The organism is Psychrobacter sp. (genome assembly GCF_049295055.1).
In the GTDB taxonomy this organism is placed as follows: Bacteria; Pseudomonadota; Gammaproteobacteria; order Pseudomonadales; family Moraxellaceae; genus Psychrobacter.
In genome coordinates this window covers 12,343-31,208 of the sequence record NZ_JBAQQF010000082.1, presented here as the reverse complement: position 1 = coordinate 31,208, position 18,866 = coordinate 12,343, and the positions used below count along the sequence as shown (strand labels likewise).

Below are 18,866 nucleotides of genomic sequence, written 5' to 3'. Positions count from 1 at the left end.
AAACATTCTCCATACAGACAAAGCGGTTTGAAATTCATATATTGGTATCACAAGTTAGCCATTGGCTAGTTGTAACGTACTTAAAGGCAGTACAAAGCAAGTAATAACAATCATAAATAATAACTTGGATATCAAAGCGTTATACATCCTATTGACTTAGTATTCTAGAGATTAGTTTTCTAAAGAAAAGGTACTGTAAAAGACGCAATAACTAGAATAAGGAATATATCAATGAACGAACATACCCTGAAAGGTGAATGGAAACAGGTTAAAGGCTCAGTAAAGCAAAAATGGGCTGATCTTACTGATGATGACTTATTACATGTCGAAGGTAGCCGTGACAAGCTAGTCGGCAAAGTGCAGGAGCGTTATGGTCATAGTAAAGATGATGCCGAACGCGAAGTAGATGCATGGCGCGTCGAAAACAAATATTAATAAATAGTAATGCTTATGAATCACAATATTTATAAGACAATTATTTAAATAAAAAACCGCATTAGTTTTAATGCGGTTTTTTTCTTTCTATGATTTGTAGTATTTCTACTTAATATTAATAGATGGAATACGTAAAGCCCAGACACAATAAAACCGCATAGCAACGAATTGCTATGCGGTTTTATTGTTAACGATCCTTGTTACCTGTCACGACTCTAATCGCTGCATCCTTGCAAGATATTGAGTATATTGTGACAGTCGGGCATCCTGCCCGTTCTTTCTTACTAGCATTGGCAATATCTGCCTTCAACACGGGTTATGTGTCCTTATTCCAATCGCTATTATCATCCTAATGCTAGTGACTGGAGTATTATCCTTAATACGGTGAACTCAATCCTTGAGTCACATTCCCTTATGCCGTGTGTGTATAGTGTCAAATTATTGACCTACTGTTAAGTCGCGTAAGCGTCTTTGCTTGTAAGCATATGCTTACGTCGAATTAATACTGAGTGCTGATATCTCTATAAATACATGATATTAATGCAATTAATCGAAAATATTATTATAAAATTAAGATAATAATAATATAAATTTTAAGAAGTGTTAGCGATGTTTGTGGTTATTAACAACACCTTAGTGACTTAAAGTATCGAATGCTTACGCAACGATTCGCAAAATTTACAAGTTATTAACACCAACGACATGTGGTAATGAGTTTTAGGTCTTACTATGTACATGTAAGAAAATATTTCAAAAAAATTAAAATGAAGAATAAATATCGATTATTTATAATAATTACTTTAGTGTCATCCGTAATTGTTAAGCGTGGTTTATTATTAAATATCGAAATACTACTACCTTATTTAGGTCTGTCACATCATAGGAGATTCCATCGTGAAAATGCTCAAAACTTTCTCATTTAAAACAGCCATGTCTGCAGGTCTTGCACTTACTCTATTAGGAGCAACTGCTGGCTGCGCCGTAGCCGGTGCAGGTTATGATAATTATCCAATATATAACGATAATAGTGGCTATTCTAATGCTGAAAATAATCGTGCTATCCAACAGCTGCGTAAAAATTTACGTCGTCAAGGCTATGAAGTGATGGATATCAGATCTGATAGTAATCGTGGCAATCGTATGCTTACCGCCTTTGCCAAGAAGAATAATCAAGCCTATGAGCTTAAATATACTTCTCCAGATCTAAGACTCATTAGCTCAAACAAAAAAGCTTGGTCTAATATCTGGCAAGATAAAAACAATGGCTATAATAATGGTAAACACAATAACAGCGGTAAACATAATAATAATGGTTATAAAAACAACGATGTCGAGGACAGAATTAAAAGAGAAGCGCGTTACCCAGCGATTAAACAGCGTGCAATCAACAAAGTAGAAGGTATGGGTTATCGTGTCAAAGATATCGAGCTTGAAGAGAAGAACAATCGTGGCGTTTTTGAGATTGAAGCCAAGCGCGGTTCACAAGAATATGAGATTTTACTTGGCTATCCAAACCTAAATGTCATTAAGATTGAAAAAGACTGATATTTAAAGGCTAAAAATACAAAGGCTAATATTAACAATTTCAACCATTGTTAATACTATTCTTTCAGACAATCTTTAAGATTTTGGCATCGTTGACCATTTGATGCCTTTGGTCAGATAAGCCAGCCCTTGGTTTATCTGACCATTTTTTTATGAAATCATTTCATTATAGAATATCTATACAGTCATCGTAATGAATGAAATATCAACCATATAATAGGAATATTTATTATGAAAATCTTCACTTCCTCAACGCTAAAAACCGTTTTTTCTGCTGGTATTGTGGTTGCCTTATTGGGTACCACTGTTGCTTGTACCACGGTGACACCAAGCTACGATAATCAGAAAGTCTATCGTCAGCAAGGTAACAATCACGGCAATGTGATCTATAAAAACAATGGCCGTTATAATCAAGGTAATTATAATAATAACGGTCATTATGATAACGACAATAATCGCTATAAGAATAAAAAAGGTCATTATAAAAACAATAAAGGCCGATACAATAACAATGGTCGCTATAACAAAAACAATGGTCGCTATAACAAAAACAAAGGTAGATATAATAATAACGGTCGTTATAACAACAACAATTACCATTATAAGTAGAAGAAATATCTTTTTGAGCGATTTTATAGCTGACACTTTCGTTCATAGCCGAAGCAATCTTAAAAAGATATTAAACAGCTTTTCTTAGAAACTCAGTACTTCAATCACATCGTAAGCAGGCGTTTCATAAGGATGCGCCTGCTTTAATGCCTCCACGACGTTATCGATATTGGCCTTAGTAACCACCATCTCTACTCGCCATTCATTGACAGTTTCTAAACTATCATGCGTGCCAATATGCGGCTTACTGCCTATCAATGGCATAAACTGCCCTACTCCCTGCACTTGCCAGCAGCACTGTTCATAACTACCAATCTTCCCAGCACCCGCAGCAAACAATGCTGACTTTACTTGCTCTAACGCTTCTTCTGGAATAAAAACCGTGAGTTTATACATATAATAACCTCATCAAATATCTTTTAAATTAAATTGAATCAAAGAAAATAATAAAAGCCGTTATTTCTTAGATAAAGAAGGATGATCGCTCCATATATAACGTAATAGCCAATCTTTCGCCTCGCCAGCGTAATCGATACCAATACGTGGACGCAATGACACTGGCGGCTGACAACCATCATCTTCTACCCAGACTTTTAAGACCGGCGTAATCGGTTTGCCGTATAGCGCTCGATCTATTTGTAAGCCTTTTGTCAGCTTTCCAGGACCTGCCAGCTGTTTGATATCATTTAGTTGCTTGGTTGTTGCTAGCAATTGCTCTTCAATCAAGCGGTCACTATCATCTGTTAAAAATCCAGCACGTATTAAAACAGCTTCTGGCGACTCAATCGGTCCGCTGACTAAGTTGAGCATATGATGAATGCCATAGGTCAGATAGACATAAAATACACCGCCTTGGCTGTACATAATTTCTGTGCGCGACGTCCGTGTGCCTGCATGCGCGTGACACGCTGCATCATCTTCACCAATATAAGCTTCCGTTTCTGAGATACGCATGCGCAAGGTTTTTTGCTTACCATCGCTATCTGTCAGCTGTCGGCACAATATTTTGCCAATTAAATCGGCGGCGACCACGCAAGTTGGGCGAGTAAACCACGATGGCTCTAAAATAGTAGGCTGAGTCGCGAGCAGTTCAGGCGTTAGCATTAGTTATAACCTCTTATTATTTTTATATTGTTAATAGAGGATAAGTTAGCATGAAATAAGATGCAGTATTTAGGACAATGTTTACGGTGTGTTTGATAGCTGTATGATAAATTTAAGTGAGAGAATGAGTACCGGCAAGGATAACGCTCGAACTCAAGGATAGTCATAAATAAGTATGGTTATGGAATAAATTATTATGAGGTTTCAGGAGCAGAAAATGCACGCATAAAGCTTAATAGTCTGTTATAAGTGGTTCCATTATATCAGTCTGTTTTAAGTGGTCTGTTAATAGGTTTGAAGGGTGAAGTAGGTAGTTCCGCTAGGGTATACCCAAATTAATGAAAGGATTATCAAATCATTTTTGAGCTAGTAAATACGATTAAGAACTCTTAAATTTACTTCTGTAGTTTTTTCAGTATATTTCAGCTTGTTTAGAATATCTCAAGTTTATGTCTGCGGGACTGAGAGCATAGGTCAAAGAACCCAATGCCTATTTGGGTTCTTTACGATGATGACTTAAGAGCAGCCTTCGACAAGATAAATCGCTTCTGGAATACCAATATCAATACTCTTTACCTGACCTTGCAGCATTCTCTTATCATCTGCTGTCCACGCAGTCGCTTTTATTTTATAATTATTTAGCTTTTGCCCACCATTCATATGATATTCAATTTGTATGGGCAATTTGTCTTCTTTATTATCAAACTTAATATCTTCGTATTTTAATAACTTTTCTGCTTCATTGTCTTTTATTGCTTTAAAATTGACGTTAGCAGTAAGGTTATAGTAGTCGCCATCAACAGCATATTTATCGACTTCGTAAGCAAGATCATCATTATGCACCTTCATAACCTCTTTGACTGGGTCACCCACACTAACGGCTGTATAGAGTGGTGTGTTCGGATCTCGAATAGTAATTAATGCAACCTTATCATCTATAACCTGATACAGCACAGAGGCACGTTCACCATACTCTTTATCTACATAACTCAGTTTTGGATTACTCACGTAATAGCATTGTTCATTATTGCTACCTTCCTTAGTGAGTCCTAATTCACTTAAAAGCTCAGGAGTAATAACCTGACCAAAGCTTAACTTCTGATAACCTGATAGGTTTACAATTTTATCATTAGGCAAGGTTATTGCTTTTTTATTTTGCACTTCATTTGCTATGGTAGGATTTATAGGCGCTGTATTCTCAGATACCTTGTCTTTGTTAGCTATATTTTTATCGGTATTATCGGTATTACCGGTTTGCGAATTCACAGTGTTATTTGGTGATAAATTCTGTGAGTCACAGCCTGTCATTAGTTGCATGATGCCGATAAGTGAAGCGGAGAGCAAGACTGTTTTAATCACTGGAAAGGTTGAGTCTGAGTAAAAGATTGACATGGGCTACACTCCTAATTTTATTAAGTTAAAGATCAATAACAAGTTGTTCTATATTTTGAACGATAATGGTCATTGCTGTTAGATTGGCTCCTACCTAGCGCACTGATTAAGAATCAATGTGAATTAGTGTGATTGTTAGGAGATCTTAGCCATGCATTCTATTGGTCTTAATAATATATACCGTAACAATTTAGAGGAGTTCTTGACTAGACATTGTAATACAGCGTTTATGTTAAATATGATAGCTATACTATTCAGTGCATATTGCCGATTTAACATCTTATAGATCAAACCTATTAGTCAGATGATTTATAATTATTTCACTTAAAATTAAACAGGTAACTTTTACTAACAGCAATCAGCTCAAAGGAAAATAACCTATGTGTTAAAATCAAAAATTATCTTCAACCATGAGTATTATATGAATTTGATAACACCCCATCTAAAGAAAGTATCTAGTGTTGCTTTATTCTCAGTAGGCTTATTTGCGACTGCTCAAGCATCAGCCGCGACTGCTTGTGATAGTGCGACTACTCAAGCTGATATTAATAAATGCACGGCAGCTGAATTAAAAAATGAAGACAACAAGCTGAATAATTCCTATCGTAATTTGCAGCGCGTATTGAATAAAAGCGAGAAAAAACAGTTAAAAACAGTGCAATTAGCATGGATTGATTTTAGAGATAAAGCCTGTAAGTTTTCTGCCCGTGGCTCTGTTGGTGGTAGTATTTACTCAATGGCGCTTAACAGTTGTTTGACCACTTATACACAGCAAAGACGGGTACAGCTCGACCAGGAAATTAAAAACATTCAGAGATAAGAAAAATAAAATAATTTTATTTGGAAGCGATAGATTGATAAAAATGCATAGCAGGTCTTTTTTCTAAACGTAAAGGTGGCAACTATTGGTATAGATGGGCCCACAGATACTTTCTCTTATCGACATGGAATGAAGCCTTGGTAGATAGGTTTGTAACTTCAGATAAATTAAAACTATATCTAACACTTGCCGTTCAATGCCTGTATAGATCACCAGCCACGAATAGAATCTGTATGGCAGGTATATCACGAAGCACACTGAGACTATCCCAGTGAGCTAAACCGTTGGTATCAGTGGCTTATACCTTAATAGGAAATGTTATGGTGAATAGTTTATGAAAAGAATAAGCTACAGCTCTATTCATTTCCAATTCGTATAAGATGTATTCGAATAAATATCGTTATATTCACTTGTTTACTTAGGATCTCTATATCAATATTAAGATAATTATAATCATTACCGTTACTGCCATTCTTGCTTTCTGGCTAGGAATCAAAGCTCACGAATTTTATTACAGTGATATTTGCTTGGATCTAGACGGTGGTCAGAATCCAGGAAACTATCCTATTTGTGTCATTAAACGATAACTATGCTGCAATAATTTTTAAAGAAAGGGGGCTTATAACCTCAATTTGGCATCTAAAGGAGCTTTTATGAAATCTAAACTATTTATTGGTGGCTCAATCCTGCTAGTTCTTGCTGCGTTTTTTGGACTGATGGAGACCATGTTTTATGGCGGCATTGATTCTGAGGGCGTACTCCAGGAAAGCCTGTTTTTACCTTTAACTTTTATTTGTTTAGCCTTAGCAGTAGCTTTTTATGTTTCGTCACTAATCATGTAGGTAAAAACGAGACTAACCCATAACCAAAGCCATTAAATGCTTATCACTAGTTACTAGCGTTATCATATAGCCATAAAAAAACCGAGCACATGGCTCAGTTTTTTATTCTACTAAATCTTTATCAAGCACTTAGCTTAATGGCACACCAATACGTTTTGCCACTTCTTCATAGCCTTCGATGACGTCGCCTAATGACTGACGAAAACGGTCTTTATCCAGTTTTTTCTTGGTAACTTTATCCCAAATACGGCAACCATCTGGTGAGAACTCATCACCTAAAACAATACGGTCGTGGAATACGCCAAACTCTAGTTTGAAGTCTACCAATATCAAATCACCTGCATCAAACAATGCTGACAACACCTCATTGACTTGATGGCTTAGCTCTTCCATTTTTGCCAGTTGTGCGTCAGTTGCCCAGCCAAGAGACACAGAAATCGACTCATTGACCATCGGATCACCAAGCGCATCATCTTTATAGAACAGCTCATAAGTAGGCGGCGTCAAAGATAGACCTTCTTCTAAACCTAGACGACGAACCAAACTGCCCGCAGCAAAGTTACGCACAACGCACTCCACCGGAATCATATCCAAACGCTTCACCAACACTTCATCTTCAGATAGTTGCTTTTCAAAATGCGTTTCGATACCAGCGTCAGCCAGTTTTTGCATGATAAAAGCATTGAAGCGGTTATTGACCACACCTTTGCGTGCTAACTGTTCGATACGTTTGCCATCAAGCGCTGAGGTATCATCACGGAAGTGTAAAATCAGTAAATCATTGTCTTCTGTTTCATAAACAGATTTGGCTTTGCCTTTATACAGCAGTTCTTGCTTTTGCATGATAGGAGTTCCTGTTCGTTCAAGCTTATGTGGTAAAAACGCGCAGCGCCCGCTAAAAGCTTTCTATCTATGATTAATCAAGTAGGATTAATCTTAATAAAAGAATCAGCGGTACAGGTAGGGGTAAAAAAAGAGCTTACTCGGCACCGCTCACAGCGACAGCACGTTGCGGTTTAGGCAATTGATACTGTTTACCTGATTCGTTTTGTAGGGTGAGCGTATTGCCGCCAGCATTCGGTGTTGGATATAAAGGTACAAATGGCGCTGTTTCCTGCGCAACAGGTAGCTCTAGTGGTGCAAGTTTTTTGCTTTGCTGATACTCTAAACTACCGTTATCACGCTTACCAATGAACTCTTTTGTCGCTTGGCAGCCGCTTAATACTAAGGTACTACCCAAAACCAAGGTGATCATAGCAGGGAACATTTTTGCAGTCGTTGATGATACTGTCATCATATTATCTCTCTGAGTTAGCAATCGTTGCCTATGTAGGCAATCAGTTTATCGTTTTACAAAATCTCATAAACGGTTGCTAAGCCGATGTCGTGAATAACAGACTTAGCATTTATAAGCTTAGTTTTTATAATAAATTTGCACGAACCAAGGCGGCATCAATCGTCGCATGATGTTGTTCAGCTAGCCATACCAGTGGTAAGCGGATGCCAGTATCTATCATGCCCATTTTATGTAGGGCGTACTTCGCTGGGATTGGGCTAGACTCGATAAATAAATCACGGTGCAAGTGCTTCACGACATCATGTGCTTTATTAGCGGCATCGAAATCACCACGCAAGGCTGCTGTAAAGGTTTCGCTCATGGCTTTTGGGGCAACGTTGGCAGACACAGAAATATTGCCTTTACCACCAACCTTCATCAGTTCAAGTGCGCTAAAGTCATCGCCAGACAAGACAACTAGACGATCACCAACGGCTTTGATTAATTGCTCACCACGAGCGATAGAACCTGTCGCATCTTTAATCGCCACGATATTGTCAATATCGGCTAAGCGCTCAACGGTTTCTTGCGCGATATCAACGACCGTACGTCCCGGCACGTTATAAAGCATTTGCGGTATATTCACCGCCTCAGCGATGGCTTTATAATGTTGATATAAGCCTTCTTGTGGCGGTTTATTATAGTAAGGAGCGACTAGTAGCGCGCAGTCTGCACCCGCTTCTTTAGCGTCTCTAGTTAGCTTGATCGCTTCAATCGTATTGTTCGCGCCTGTACCAGCAATCACTGGCACGCGACCTTTGACATGCTGCACAAAATAACGAATCACATCGCTGTGCTCTTGCATTGACAAAGTCGCAGATTCGCCAGTCGTACCGACGGCGACCAAGCAATGAGTGCCTTGTTCAATCTGCCAATCTATGAGGTCTGCCAGACGTTTATAATCGACCGTGCCGTCAGGATGCATGGGCGTTACCAAGGCGACCATTGAGCCTTGTAGTCGGGTTTTAATCTCGTCGTATGCTGTGCTCATAACTGTGCCTTACTGTAGTATCCTAGCTTTTTATCAAAGCTATCACATGATAAGTCGTTTGCAAGTGCCATTATTAGATGCTTGATGCTTATATCTATGCTCGCACAAATACTATGCGCGCTGATAAACGCCAATGGCAAAATCTTGCGTGATGTTAATACTGAGTATTTATATATATCATAACGTCATTAACGCTGTTTTTATCCGCTGCAAACATGATTGCTAGATAGCGATAAAAACGCCTGCTAGTGTAGCATATTTTAGCTTAACCGCTATCAATCAATTAATGCTTAACCTATACGCTTTAGGAAAAACTATCTATTAATTTCACTATAATCTATCAATAAACACTCAATATAAAGTTGTTCGTGTAAAGCTTTGAGACTGCCTTTTATATTGAATAGTTAGTTTAGCGTAATTACTGAGTAGCGATAAAACCTTTTAAGACATTTTAACCAATCGTCAACACATCGATAGTTGGACGATACAAGCAAGCAAATAAATTATTCAGCCATCATTGTCATTGATAGCTGTAGCTGTAGCTGTAGCTGTAGCTGTAGCTGTAATTAATAGCAGGAGCAACTATTCCATCCTACTCAATGCGCAAACCGATAATACCCGGGATACCTTGACGCATAATCTCAATCGTTACCACGCCCTTTTTAGGTAATAATGAAACGGCACTAGAAAAATCATTGACCGCTTTGATAGGTTTTTGATGCAGGTTAGTAATAACATCGCCTGCCAGTATACCCGAGCGTGCAGCCAATCCTGTCGGCTCAATCGCGGTCACCAATACACCGGTTTTATTATCAGATGCCAGCTCTACTTTCTCCTCTGGAGTCAAATTTCGTAGTGCCAACCCCAAGCTTATTTCATTATTTTTTTGAGTACTATTCTGTACTTGCATATCGTCGGAAGCATTGCTGAGCTTGCCGCTTATGATAGATTGTTTACCATCACGCTGAATCTGTACACGAAACGCATCATTTGGACGTGCCCGATTAATGAGGTTCAATACATCTGATGCTTCCATAATCTGAATATCATTATATTGTAAAATAATATCGCCTGATTTTAGCCCTGCTTTTTGGGCGGGTGAATCTGGTGAGACTCGTGTTAATAATGCGCCTTGCGGACGAGCTAAGTTATAGGCTTCAGCTAAATTACGATCGATATCTTGCGGGTAAATGCCGAGATAAGCACGCGCGACCTCGCCATTGGTTTTGAGCTGCTCATAAACGTCCATCGCCGCATCAATCGGGATAGAGAACGATAGCCCCATATAACCGCCCGTGCCGCTAAAAATACGGGAGTTGATACCAATCACTTCACCGCGCTGATTAAACAAGGGTCCACCTGAGTTACCAGGGTTCAATGCCACATCGGTTTGAATGAAAGGCACGCTGGTTTCACGCGAAAAATTGCGTGATTTGGCGCTGACAATCCCTGCCGATGCCGAATAATCAAAGCCAAATGGCGAGCCAATGGCCAATACCGGCTCACCCACTTTTAGACTATTAGAATCACCAATCGGCAGCGCTGGAAATTTTCTGCCAGTGACCTTTAATACTGCCACATCCGAACGCTCGTCACTGCCAACCAAGGTGGCATCCAGCTCTGTTCTATCATTGAGTGTAACGCTGATTTTGTCTGCGCCCTCAACCACATGATGATTGGTCAGCATATAACCATCTGCAGTCACAAAGAAAGCGGTGCCATAAGCATGCTCAATCGCAGGCGTCGCTGCTTGATCAGGGATACGCAGGCGGTCACCAAAAAACTTCCGTAATAGCTCAGCCGTTTGGGCTTTAGCTAGCTCAGCCTCGCTGACGGTTTTGGTCACATTGACACGCGCCACCGCTGGGGTAACTTGCTGTACCAAACCCGAGAAGTCTGCGGTAGTCACCGCTGCTTGCGCACTTGGCATAGTGGCTAGGTTGATACCAGCAACCATGGTAGTGGCAACGGCAATTGCCAGCGTGCTATGTTGTAGATAGCGTACTAGATTCATCGTGTTCGGTCGTTTAGAGATATTGATAAACATATTATCCTCCCTATGATGGGCTTTATAAGTGTTATATATGGATGTTATAAACAGTTTTGATACGACTGTTATTTATAAGGCTGTTATTGATAGCAATGTTGTATAAGCAGTTCAAAATAAAAGAGAGTCACTTAAAATAGCGCTCTATTGTGGTTTGTTAGTTTACCGTCCATTTTATACTTATGGTATAAAACTTTATCTTTTCTATCATAAACATCTTTAAACGAGTCGCCTTACTCCAAGGATGCACGACAAAACAGCCAGTCTGTTCAAAGACCGCCTTAACATAGATAAAATAAAATCATGTTATGATAACAAGCCAAATAGCTCTTACAGTAAACAAAAGTTAATTTCGTATGCTATCATTTTTATTACATTGGCCATCATCACGCTTATTTTTCATCTTTTGCTTTCTAAATTATGCTTATCAATCTGGCAAATCATTTGTCTTTATTGCGATATAGCATACCTTGCTTATATTGTGACTCATGTTACGACTCATGTTTTGACTGATACTGATACTGCAATAATAGTAGCCATACCGGTTATCGCTCAGCAGTTACAGATAGTTGTGATCGCTTATTTTAATGGCAGCTTATTATGCTAATAACTGCTACGCCCTGATAGATATAGAATATGACAAGATTATAAAAGGATTAATTTATGGATACCGCCCTATTATTATCCGGCGTGGTTGGGATTGGCATTGCCGCCCAATGGTTGGCTTGGTATTTAAAGCAGCCGTCCATTTTGTTTTTATTACTGATTGGTATTATTGTTGGACCAGTACTAGGGGTTTTCGATCCTGACTTAGTATTGGGCGAGCTGATGTTTCCTTTTATCTCATTGGGCGTGGCGATTATTCTATTTGAAGGCTCACTGACCTTAGAGTTTGATGAGATTAAACAACACGGCTCTGTGGTACAGATGCTGGTGTCAGTCGGCGTCCTTATTACGATTGCTATCGTGGCGCTGTCGACGTATTTGCTATTTGATGTCGATCCGATTATCGCCTTACTGTTCGGGGCGCTGGTCTGCGTCACCGGTCCGACGGTCATTATGCCGCTACTACGCAGTGTGCGACCTAATAAAACCATTTCTAACATCTTGAAATGGGAAGGTATCATCATTGATCCTATCGGCGCGATTGCGGTGGTATTGGTTTATGAATATATCATCTCAGGCGGTGAAGCCAGTAGTATCTTGCTGTTTGCCAAAATCGTGGTGTTGGCAACGGGAATGGGTTTGGCTGGCGCGTGGGCTTTAGCATTCTTAATGCGCAAGCATATGATTCCTGAGTTTTTACGCAATGTTTTCACCTTATCTTTTGTCTTGGTGTTATTTTCGATATCGAATCATTTAGAGCACGAGTCTGGCTTATTGACCGTCACCGTACTTGGAGTGGCGCTTGCTAACTGGCCCAAATTCCCGCGTGATACGATTTTAGAGTTTAATGAATCGTTAACCATCTTATTGGTGTCAGTGTTATTTATTATTCTTGCTGCTCGTGTTGAGCTTGAAAGCCTACTCAGTGTTGGCTTTGCAGGTATTGTACTGCTAATCATTGTGATGTTTGTCGCACGTCCCTTGTCAGTTTGGGCATCGTCTATCGGCTCCAATCTAAAAACCAATGAAAAGCTGATGATCAGCTGGATTGGTCCACGTGGTATCGTTGCCGCTGCTATCTCATCACTGTTTGCTATTCGTCTGCAAGAGTATGATATTCAAGGTGTTGAGCTACTCGTACCTTTGGTATTTTTGGTCATTATTGGTACAGTGATGATTCAGGGTTTGGGCGCAAAAATGGTTGGTAACTTTTTGGGCGTACGTGAGCCTGAAACCAATGGTATTTTAGTCGTAGGCTCAAACCCAATCGCTCTATTGGTCGCTACTTCTTTGAAGGATCAAGGCTTCGACGTTATCGTCGCTCATAACAACTATACCAATATTGCCAGCGCGCGCATGAGTGGTCTACGTACCTACTTTGGCAATCCTGTCTCTGACCATGCCGATCATCATTTAGACCTCATCGGTATCGGTCGTCTATTTGCCATGAGTATGGATAAAGAGATGAATACCTTATCTGAGATTCATTATCGTCATGAATTTGGTGAGCGCAAATTATATCGTCTTAAATTCAGTGATGAAAAAGTTAAAAGTGAACGCGATGATAAGCAAGCAAACTTTCATTCGCAGTGGTTGTTTGATGACGCTACTTACACCAAGCTTGCCAGTATGCTATCCAAAAAAGCCCGTATTAAAATTACCAATATCACTGACAGCTACAGCTTCGAGCAGTATAAAGCCGATAATAAGCAGTTCGTACCGCTCTATACCGTCGACAAAGAAGGCAAGCTACACGTCATTACTGATAAGTTCGATGATACCGTACCACGTGGTCGCAAGCTTATCTCATTGGTGGTGGATGATGAGGTACAGCCAAAACCAGTCGATGTGACGCCTAAACAAGAACAGGCACGTGCAGCAGCAGATGCAAACTTTGAGTCCAGCTCTAAAGCGCCTGAAAAACGTCAAGAAATAGAGCTAACGGACGCTAATACTGAGGTAGCAAAACAAGAGCTTGGTGTAGATATCGATAAGGATACTGAGCAAAACACAGTGAATGCCTCATTAATTAACCCAAGTAGCAACTCAACGCTACAGCCATCTTCAACCCTGCCAGCAACAGCCAATGATAGTGATAATTATAGTGATAATGCAGCAGAGTTAACATTCGAGCCTACTAGCACAGTTAATAAAGGCGTAATGTCTGCCAACTCAACAGCAACCTCGAAAAGTAAATCATCTAGTAATACTAATGGTAATGGCAACGCACCTAAAACTAAAAAAGGCTCCCTTGACCCCAATCGTTTACCAGATTCAAGTAGTGATAAAATCGCTAATACTGCTGATAATGAAGTCGAGATCCGTAAGGACTTAGCTAAAAATAATTTCAGTAAAAATGGTCTAAGTAAAAAAGACTGAGATAAAAAAGTACATTATCAATAAACTTTACTTTTTAAATATCCATCAATAAAGAAAGCCCTAATTAACAAAAGCCCCAACTCATGAGTCGGGGCTTTCTTTATTTTTACAAGATAAACACTTTATAAAACTATAGTCAATTCTGTTTAAAAACGATACAGTGCTACTGGCATAAATTTTTCGTAGCCTCTGTCACGCTTGCGAACAGCACGAAAGAAAAATTTATGCCAGTAGCACGTTCAGACGGATGACTCTTTTTTATTTAGACCTAACTATATCTATTAAATATCTAATTTTTCTTTGACCGTCTGCCATATTCGCGCACCCACTTCATCGGCTGTACCAGATGCATTAATACGCTGAATACGCTCAGGTTGCTCATCAGCTAGCGTGCTAAAACCTTTATGCACTCTAGTGAAAAATTCAGTCGCCTGCTGCTCAAAACGATCAGCTGTACTGCGTTTATTGGCGCGTGCCATACCTTCTAATACTGGCAAGTCTAACCATAGAGTTAACTCAGGTAGCTGCTCGACGAATTGCTCGATAAGCATGTCAATTTTACAGCGTACAGCAGCATCACCATGTGCACGTCCAAAGCCTTGATAAGCAACCGTCGAATCGGTAAATCGGTCACATATCACCCATGTCCCGCGTTGCAGTGCTGGCAGAATGACTTGCTGCATATGATCACAGCGAGCGGCAAACATTAATAGCAACTCTGTATCATCATTAATGTCAGTAGCTGGGTCTAACAATATATCACGCAAACGCTCAGCAAACGGACTACCACCCGGCTCGCGGGTACGCAGGTAATCAATACCACGCACTTGCAAGCGTGCGCATAGCTGCTCAATCGCGGTAGTCTTACCTACCCCTTCGGTACCCTCAAAACTAATAAAACGCCCTTGAGTGGGCGTCGTGTTGATATGCGATAAAGGAGCTTGTGTAGATGCTGACATGATATAACCTTGTGGCATTGATGAGCGTTATCATTATTTTTATAATTATCTTAATAACGCTCATTAAACGATGGTTTTTTAAAGCACTATAAAAAGAAGCATAAATAAACAACTGGTTACTGCGGCGGCGTTTGGGCTTTCTTTTCACGCATGACACTGAGATAGTCTTTGACCGCTTGATTGTGCTCAGCCAAGCTATTGGTAAATTTATGCCCACCGTTACCCGTTGCCACAAAGTATAGCGCGTCGCTATCGGCAGGATGCAAGGTCGCTTCAATAGAGGCCGCTGACGGTAATGCAATCGGTGTTGGCGGTAAACCGTCGATTTGATAAGTGTTATAAGCTGTTTTTTCATCGATGTCTTTACGGCGAATATTGCCTTCGTAACGGCTACCCATACCATAGATAATGGTCGGATCGGTTTGCATGCGCATCCCTTTATTTAAGCGATTATTAAACACCGCCGATACCAAAGGACGCTCTTCTGCCACACTGGTTTCTTTTTCGATAATTGATGCCATCACTAACGCTTCATAAGGACTCTTATAAGGCAGGTTTGGTGCGCGATTTTCCCAAGCCTTGGTTAATGCTTGCTGCTGGCGTTTATACAAGTCGGTGAGTACTTGCTTATCACTGGCTCCTTCACCATAGTAATAAGTGTCAGGGGCAAACCACCCTTCAAGATTGTGATTGACGATAGGGTCATTACTGTTCACTACTGCATCCGGCAAGATACCAACCAAGTCTAATGCTTGCGCAATACTGGCATTATCCGCATCACTAGTCAGTACTTCTTTTTTAATGCCTTTATTATCACGTAGCGCCTGATATAAATCTTTAGATGGTTTACCTTCGATAATTTGCACTTTTACCATCGCGGCTTTTTCGCCCCGCTCTAGGACTTGCAGAACTTCAGCAATGGTTGGATTTGCAGGGAATTGGTAGATACCTGCATGCAATGGCGCATCGACTTGTGATTTGATATAAAGCTTGGCGATACTGGCAGAAAAAAGTGGTATCTGCGACTGCCATTGCGGCAATAGTCCGTAATACGTCTGACCCTGTTCAATCGTCACCATCTGCTTGGGTTGCTCAATACGTCCAAACAAGGTTTGATAAACCATCACTAAGAAAAATGCAGCAATCAATCCAAGTACCAACAACACTTGATAGCCGCGCTGCATAAAGAATGATGGATTATCGACTTTATAGTGGCGTGGTTTATTTTCTCCACTAATGAGCGAGACATCGGTCGCCGGCACTTCTTCTGCTCTCTCATCCACTACTGGTTTTGAATCCAGTGCTGCCGTGTCGACACGCTCGTCAGCAGTGCCTTTTTGGTCATTCAATGGCGTATCATTAGGACGTTCAGGAGGCGTTTCAGGGGTTGGCGTGCTCATGGTGACTCGCGAGGCAGAAGTTTGCTAGAATTTAGCACTGAACCGTGTGATTTTCAATGGTATTTGCTTAGCTTATGAATTAACTTAGCGTTTAAGCTCAGTTATACGGCTTAATACACATATCGATGATTTTAAATGTTAATTCTGATAAGAAAACTAGCTATGAATTTAAACCTCAATCAAAGTCTCGCTGCAGACTATAAATCACCCAGTCAAATCATTAGAGTATTAAGTGAGAATTGGGTTGCCAATCAAAGCTATTGTCCTAATTGCAATGCTGAACCATTGGTTGAATTTGCTAATGGCAAACCTGTTGCTGACTTTTATTGTGCAAACTGTGATGAGCAATACGAGTTAAAAAGTAAGAAGGCTAAATTAAGTAACATTATTAGTGATGGCGCTTATGACACCATGATTCAGCGAATCAATAGCGATAATAATCCCAGCTTTTTCTTTCTGACCTACTCTCAAGAATATAGAGTGAATAACTTTTTAATCATTCCCAAACAGTTTTTTAAATCGGACATGATTATAAAACGCAAACCATTATCCGTTACTGCCAAACGCGCTGGTTGGGTCGGCTGCAATATTGATTTGCGCAAAGTACCCGAATCGGGAAAAGTGTTTTTGGTTAAAGACCAGCAGGTCATACCACGAGATAATGTCACCGAGCAATTTCAAAAAACCTTGTTTCTGCGTCAGCAATCACAGCAGACACGTGGTTGGACGTTAGATGTTTGGCACTGTATCGATAGACTGGAGGCTAATTTCTCTCTCAATCAAGTTTATGCATTTGCCGACTTATTGAAACTCAAATATCCTGAAAACAACCACATTAAAGATAAAATCCGTCAGCAATTACAAGTATTACGCGATAGAGGGATTGTTGAGTTTTTGGGTCGTGGACATTATCAAAAATTATATTAAATTTCTCAATTATCCCAAAGTGGCAAATTTGCGCTTGATAGCAGAATCTCATAAAACCTATGAGGAAGATAGTCCTTGTCTAACTCATCATTTACTTTAAAAAAAGTGTCCATATTGTCTTTAATACATTTAAAAGACCTGTTTTTTACATGTTTATTCCAGCCTAATAATAGTCCCAATGGCGTACGAGAAGCCTTGGTAAAAGCTTGTCTTTTTACTGTAAGCGCACACATCACAGGTTCATCATGAAATAGTTTATCTATGCCTTGCTCTATCACTTCTTGGCGTATATGTGCGTACTTAAAAACCCCACCAAATGCTGTATATTTTTTATCTTTCTTAGAATAAATAATATTGAATGCTATTTTTGAATAACCCGCTAAGTGAACAATTTCATCAGGATATTTTTTTGCTTTACGACATATTTCATTAAATAGCATTAAGCGGCGGATTTGTAATGGAATACGTTTCTCTTCATAGGCAGTGCGCATTTGTTATCTCCTGTTAAATAATTTTTAATAAGATACGATCAATTTCTAAATGCCTGAAATTATATTAAACGTTTTTCATTAAAGCGTTCAGGCCTCGGTTGTCCTTTATTATCACGGTATACATCTGCAATTAACTCCTCTCTATCGTCCCATAAAGGTAAACGTGCCGTTGCAACGAGACGGTCATGAAACTTATGCGGTGGATAGTCTGAGTCAATTTCATCATTAATCCGAAAAAACACTTCTTCACGATAATCGACGTAAGCGTGCATTCTATTTTTAACATAGTTATTCCAATACCAGACCAGCTGGATGGCTGTGCGCGCGGGCTGAGTAAACTGCTTTAAATTGACTGTTAGCGCACGTGTTACAGGTTCGTCGTTAGGGAAAACTCTAATACGTTGCTCGATAACCTCTTCTTCTGTTTCTGCGTACTCAAACACACCGCCAAACGCGATAAACTTTTTAAAGTCTTTCAAATACATAACACCGAGCTATAATTCCGTGAATCTTGATAAGTGAATAATTTCATCAGGTTGTTTTCTTGCTAATTTGCAAATCTCATCAAAAATTAAGAGTCGACGGATTTGTAGCGGTATTCGTTCATCTTCGTAGACGTAGTCCATTGATTTCTCTCCTTATCAAAATACTATCATTGATCGATTTTCCTTATCGCACAAGTCTACGTAACAAAAGACGATCACTTCTTTTTAATCGCCTTTGCTAACCTAGAATATATAAATACTAAAGAAATTTTGATAAGGGTATATCGGGAATAGTAATGATGAAAACAGATAAGAAATTGAAAAGAGTTTTTCAGATAGAGGTTGTTGAAACGCTAAGTAGCATTGTAGAAGTTAATGCAGAAAATGAGCAAGAAGCACTATTAAAAGCGCAAGAAATGTATCGCAATGAAGAAGTTGTTTTATACCCAGATGATTTTATTGATACCAAATTTAATATTTTTAAATACGGTTAAATCG

The 18,866-nt window shown here is 39.5% G+C and carries 19 protein-coding genes; 8 read left to right on the top strand and 11 right to left on the bottom strand.

Annotated features, from left to right (window positions below; translation table 11 throughout):
* Positions 1-231: 231 nt before the first annotated feature.
* The 3 genes from WAZ74_RS12385 to WAZ74_RS12375 all read left to right on the top strand — a co-directional run bounded on the left by WAZ74_RS12385 (position 232) and on the right by WAZ74_RS12375 (position 2,589).
* Positions 232-435, top strand: a complete 204-nt coding sequence (locus WAZ74_RS12385; RefSeq protein ID WP_422308606.1) for a CsbD family protein — start codon at positions 232-234, stop codon at positions 433-435.
* Between the two features lie 900 nt (positions 436-1,335).
* Positions 1,336-1,980: a PepSY domain-containing protein gene (locus WAZ74_RS12380; protein WP_422308621.1), complete on the top strand. Its 645-nt coding sequence runs from the start codon at positions 1,336-1,338 to the stop codon at positions 1,978-1,980.
* 231 nt (positions 1,981-2,211) lie between these two features.
* Complete coding sequence (locus WAZ74_RS12375; protein WP_422308605.1) at positions 2,212-2,589, top strand: hypothetical protein; 378 nt, start codon at positions 2,212-2,214, stop codon at positions 2,587-2,589.
* A gap of 84 nt (positions 2,590-2,673) precedes the next feature.
* Here WAZ74_RS12375 and WAZ74_RS12370 read toward each other — a convergent pair whose 3' ends face one another.
* The 3 genes from WAZ74_RS12370 to WAZ74_RS12360 all read right to left on the bottom strand — a co-directional run bounded on the left by WAZ74_RS12370 (position 2,674) and on the right by WAZ74_RS12360 (position 5,085).
* Complete coding sequence (locus tag WAZ74_RS12370) at positions 2,674-2,985, bottom strand: NGG1p interacting factor NIF3 (protein WP_422308604.1); 312 nt, start codon at positions 2,983-2,985, stop codon at positions 2,674-2,676.
* Between the two features lie 60 nt (positions 2,986-3,045).
* Positions 3,046-3,693, bottom strand: coding sequence for a DNA-3-methyladenine glycosylase (locus WAZ74_RS12365; RefSeq protein ID WP_422308603.1), 648 nt, complete (start codon positions 3,691-3,693; stop codon positions 3,046-3,048).
* 516 nt (positions 3,694-4,209) lie between these two features.
* On the bottom strand, positions 4,210-5,085 hold the full coding sequence (locus WAZ74_RS12360) for a hypothetical protein (protein ID WP_422308602.1): 876 nt from the start codon (positions 5,083-5,085) through the stop codon (positions 4,210-4,212).
* A gap of 421 nt (positions 5,086-5,506) precedes the next feature.
* Here WAZ74_RS12360 and WAZ74_RS12355 point away from each other — a divergent pair, with 421 nt between their 5' ends.
* The gene (locus WAZ74_RS12355; protein WP_422308601.1) at positions 5,507-5,905 is read left to right on the top strand and encodes a lysozyme inhibitor LprI family protein; all 399 of its coding nucleotides are present in this window, start codon (positions 5,507-5,509) and stop codon (positions 5,903-5,905) included.
* Between the two features lie 653 nt (positions 5,906-6,558).
* Positions 6,559-6,747: a hypothetical protein gene (locus tag WAZ74_RS12350; RefSeq protein ID WP_422308600.1), complete on the top strand. Its 189-nt coding sequence runs from the start codon at positions 6,559-6,561 to the stop codon at positions 6,745-6,747.
* A 129-nt stretch (positions 6,748-6,876) separates the two neighbouring features.
* Here WAZ74_RS12350 and purC read toward each other — a convergent pair whose 3' ends face one another.
* From purC to WAZ74_RS12330, 4 genes are all read right to left on the bottom strand, one after another.
* Positions 6,877-7,590: a phosphoribosylaminoimidazolesuccinocarboxamide synthase gene (gene purC / locus WAZ74_RS12345; protein WP_422308599.1), complete on the bottom strand. Its 714-nt coding sequence runs from the start codon at positions 7,588-7,590 to the stop codon at positions 6,877-6,879.
* A gap of 136 nt (positions 7,591-7,726) precedes the next feature.
* On the bottom strand, positions 7,727-8,044 hold the full coding sequence (locus WAZ74_RS12340) for a hypothetical protein (RefSeq protein ID WP_422308598.1): 318 nt from the start codon (positions 8,042-8,044) through the stop codon (positions 7,727-7,729).
* A 124-nt stretch (positions 8,045-8,168) separates the two neighbouring features.
* On the bottom strand, positions 8,169-9,074 hold the full coding sequence (gene dapA / locus WAZ74_RS12335) for a 4-hydroxy-tetrahydrodipicolinate synthase (protein WP_422308597.1): 906 nt from the start codon (positions 9,072-9,074) through the stop codon (positions 8,169-8,171).
* A gap of 592 nt (positions 9,075-9,666) precedes the next feature.
* Entirely contained in the window at positions 9,667-11,088 is a 1,422-nt protein-coding gene (locus tag WAZ74_RS12330) for a Do family serine endopeptidase (RefSeq protein ID WP_422308620.1), read from the bottom strand.
* Between the two features lie 696 nt (positions 11,089-11,784).
* Here WAZ74_RS12330 and WAZ74_RS12325 point away from each other — a divergent pair.
* Entirely contained in the window at positions 11,785-14,106 is a 2,322-nt protein-coding gene (locus WAZ74_RS12325; protein ID WP_422308596.1) for a cation:proton antiporter, read from the top strand.
* A gap of 281 nt (positions 14,107-14,387) precedes the next feature.
* Here the strand turns inward: WAZ74_RS12325 and tmk are convergent, their stop codons facing one another.
* On the bottom strand, positions 14,388-15,065 hold the full coding sequence (gene tmk / locus WAZ74_RS12320; RefSeq protein ID WP_422308595.1) for a dTMP kinase: 678 nt from the start codon (positions 15,063-15,065) through the stop codon (positions 14,388-14,390).
* A gap of 116 nt (positions 15,066-15,181) precedes the next feature.
* Entirely contained in the window at positions 15,182-16,465 is a 1,284-nt protein-coding gene (mltG, locus tag WAZ74_RS12315) for an endolytic transglycosylase MltG (RefSeq protein WP_422308594.1), read from the bottom strand.
* A gap of 162 nt (positions 16,466-16,627) precedes the next feature.
* Between mltG and WAZ74_RS12310 the strand changes: the two genes are divergently transcribed.
* On the top strand, positions 16,628-17,392 hold the full coding sequence (locus tag WAZ74_RS12310; protein ID WP_422308593.1) for a DpnI domain-containing protein: 765 nt from the start codon (positions 16,628-16,630) through the stop codon (positions 17,390-17,392).
* Positions 17,393-17,397: 5 nt separating this feature from the next.
* Here WAZ74_RS12310 and WAZ74_RS12305 read toward each other — a convergent pair whose 3' ends face one another.
* Complete coding sequence (locus tag WAZ74_RS12305; RefSeq protein WP_422308592.1) at positions 17,398-17,883, bottom strand: hypothetical protein; 486 nt, start codon at positions 17,881-17,883, stop codon at positions 17,398-17,400.
* A 59-nt stretch (positions 17,884-17,942) separates the two neighbouring features.
* A complete protein-coding gene (locus WAZ74_RS12300) occupies positions 17,943-18,362 on the bottom strand; it encodes a hypothetical protein (protein ID WP_422308591.1) in 420 nt (139 codons plus the stop codon).
* Positions 18,363-18,664: 302 nt separating this feature from the next.
* Between WAZ74_RS12300 and WAZ74_RS12295 the strand changes: the two genes are divergently transcribed.
* Complete coding sequence (locus WAZ74_RS12295) at positions 18,665-18,862, top strand: DpnD/PcfM family protein (RefSeq protein WP_422308590.1); 198 nt, start codon at positions 18,665-18,667, stop codon at positions 18,860-18,862.
* Positions 18,863-18,866 lie beyond the last annotated feature (4 nt).

Bases quoted from the DNA above. Each gene is read 5' to 3' on its own strand.
- WAZ74_RS12385 (WP_422308606.1), top strand. From the start codon at position 232: ATGAACGAACATACCCTGAAAGGTGAATGGAAACAGGTTAAAGGCTCA.
- WAZ74_RS12380 (WP_422308621.1), top strand. From the start codon at position 1,336: ATGCTCAAAACTTTCTCATTTAAAACAGCCATGTCTGCAGGTCTTGCA.
- WAZ74_RS12375 (WP_422308605.1), top strand. From the start codon at position 2,212: ATGAAAATCTTCACTTCCTCAACGCTAAAAACCGTTTTTTCTGCTGGT.
- WAZ74_RS12370 (WP_422308604.1), bottom strand. From the start codon at position 2,985: ATGTATAAACTCACGGTTTTTATTCCAGAAGAAGCGTTAGAGCAAGTA.
- WAZ74_RS12365 (WP_422308603.1), bottom strand. From the start codon at position 3,693: ATGCTAACGCCTGAACTGCTCGCGACTCAGCCTACTATTTTAGAGCCA.
- WAZ74_RS12360 (WP_422308602.1), bottom strand. From the start codon at position 5,085: ATGTCAATCTTTTACTCAGACTCAACCTTTCCAGTGATTAAAACAGTC.
- WAZ74_RS12355 (WP_422308601.1), top strand. From the start codon at position 5,507: ATGAATTTGATAACACCCCATCTAAAGAAAGTATCTAGTGTTGCTTTA.
- WAZ74_RS12350 (WP_422308600.1), top strand. From the start codon at position 6,559: ATGAAATCTAAACTATTTATTGGTGGCTCAATCCTGCTAGTTCTTGCT.
- purC (WP_422308599.1), bottom strand. From the start codon at position 7,590: ATGCAAAAGCAAGAACTGCTGTATAAAGGCAAAGCCAAATCTGTTTAT.
- WAZ74_RS12340 (WP_422308598.1), bottom strand. From the start codon at position 8,044: ATGATGACAGTATCATCAACGACTGCAAAAATGTTCCCTGCTATGATC.
- dapA (WP_422308597.1), bottom strand. From the start codon at position 9,074: ATGAGCACAGCATACGACGAGATTAAAACCCGACTACAAGGCTCAATG.
- WAZ74_RS12330 (WP_422308620.1), bottom strand. From the start codon at position 11,088: ATGAATCTAGTACGCTATCTACAACATAGCACGCTGGCAATTGCCGTT.
- WAZ74_RS12325 (WP_422308596.1), top strand. From the start codon at position 11,785: ATGGATACCGCCCTATTATTATCCGGCGTGGTTGGGATTGGCATTGCC.
- tmk (WP_422308595.1), bottom strand. From the start codon at position 15,065: ATGTCAGCATCTACACAAGCTCCTTTATCGCATATCAACACGACGCCC.
- mltG (WP_422308594.1), bottom strand. From the start codon at position 16,465: ATGAGCACGCCAACCCCTGAAACGCCTCCTGAACGTCCTAATGATACG.
- WAZ74_RS12310 (WP_422308593.1), top strand. From the start codon at position 16,628: ATGAATTTAAACCTCAATCAAAGTCTCGCTGCAGACTATAAATCACCC.
- WAZ74_RS12305 (WP_422308592.1), bottom strand. From the start codon at position 17,883: ATGCGCACTGCCTATGAAGAGAAACGTATTCCATTACAAATCCGCCGC.
- WAZ74_RS12295 (WP_422308590.1), top strand. From the start codon at position 18,665: ATGATGAAAACAGATAAGAAATTGAAAAGAGTTTTTCAGATAGAGGTT.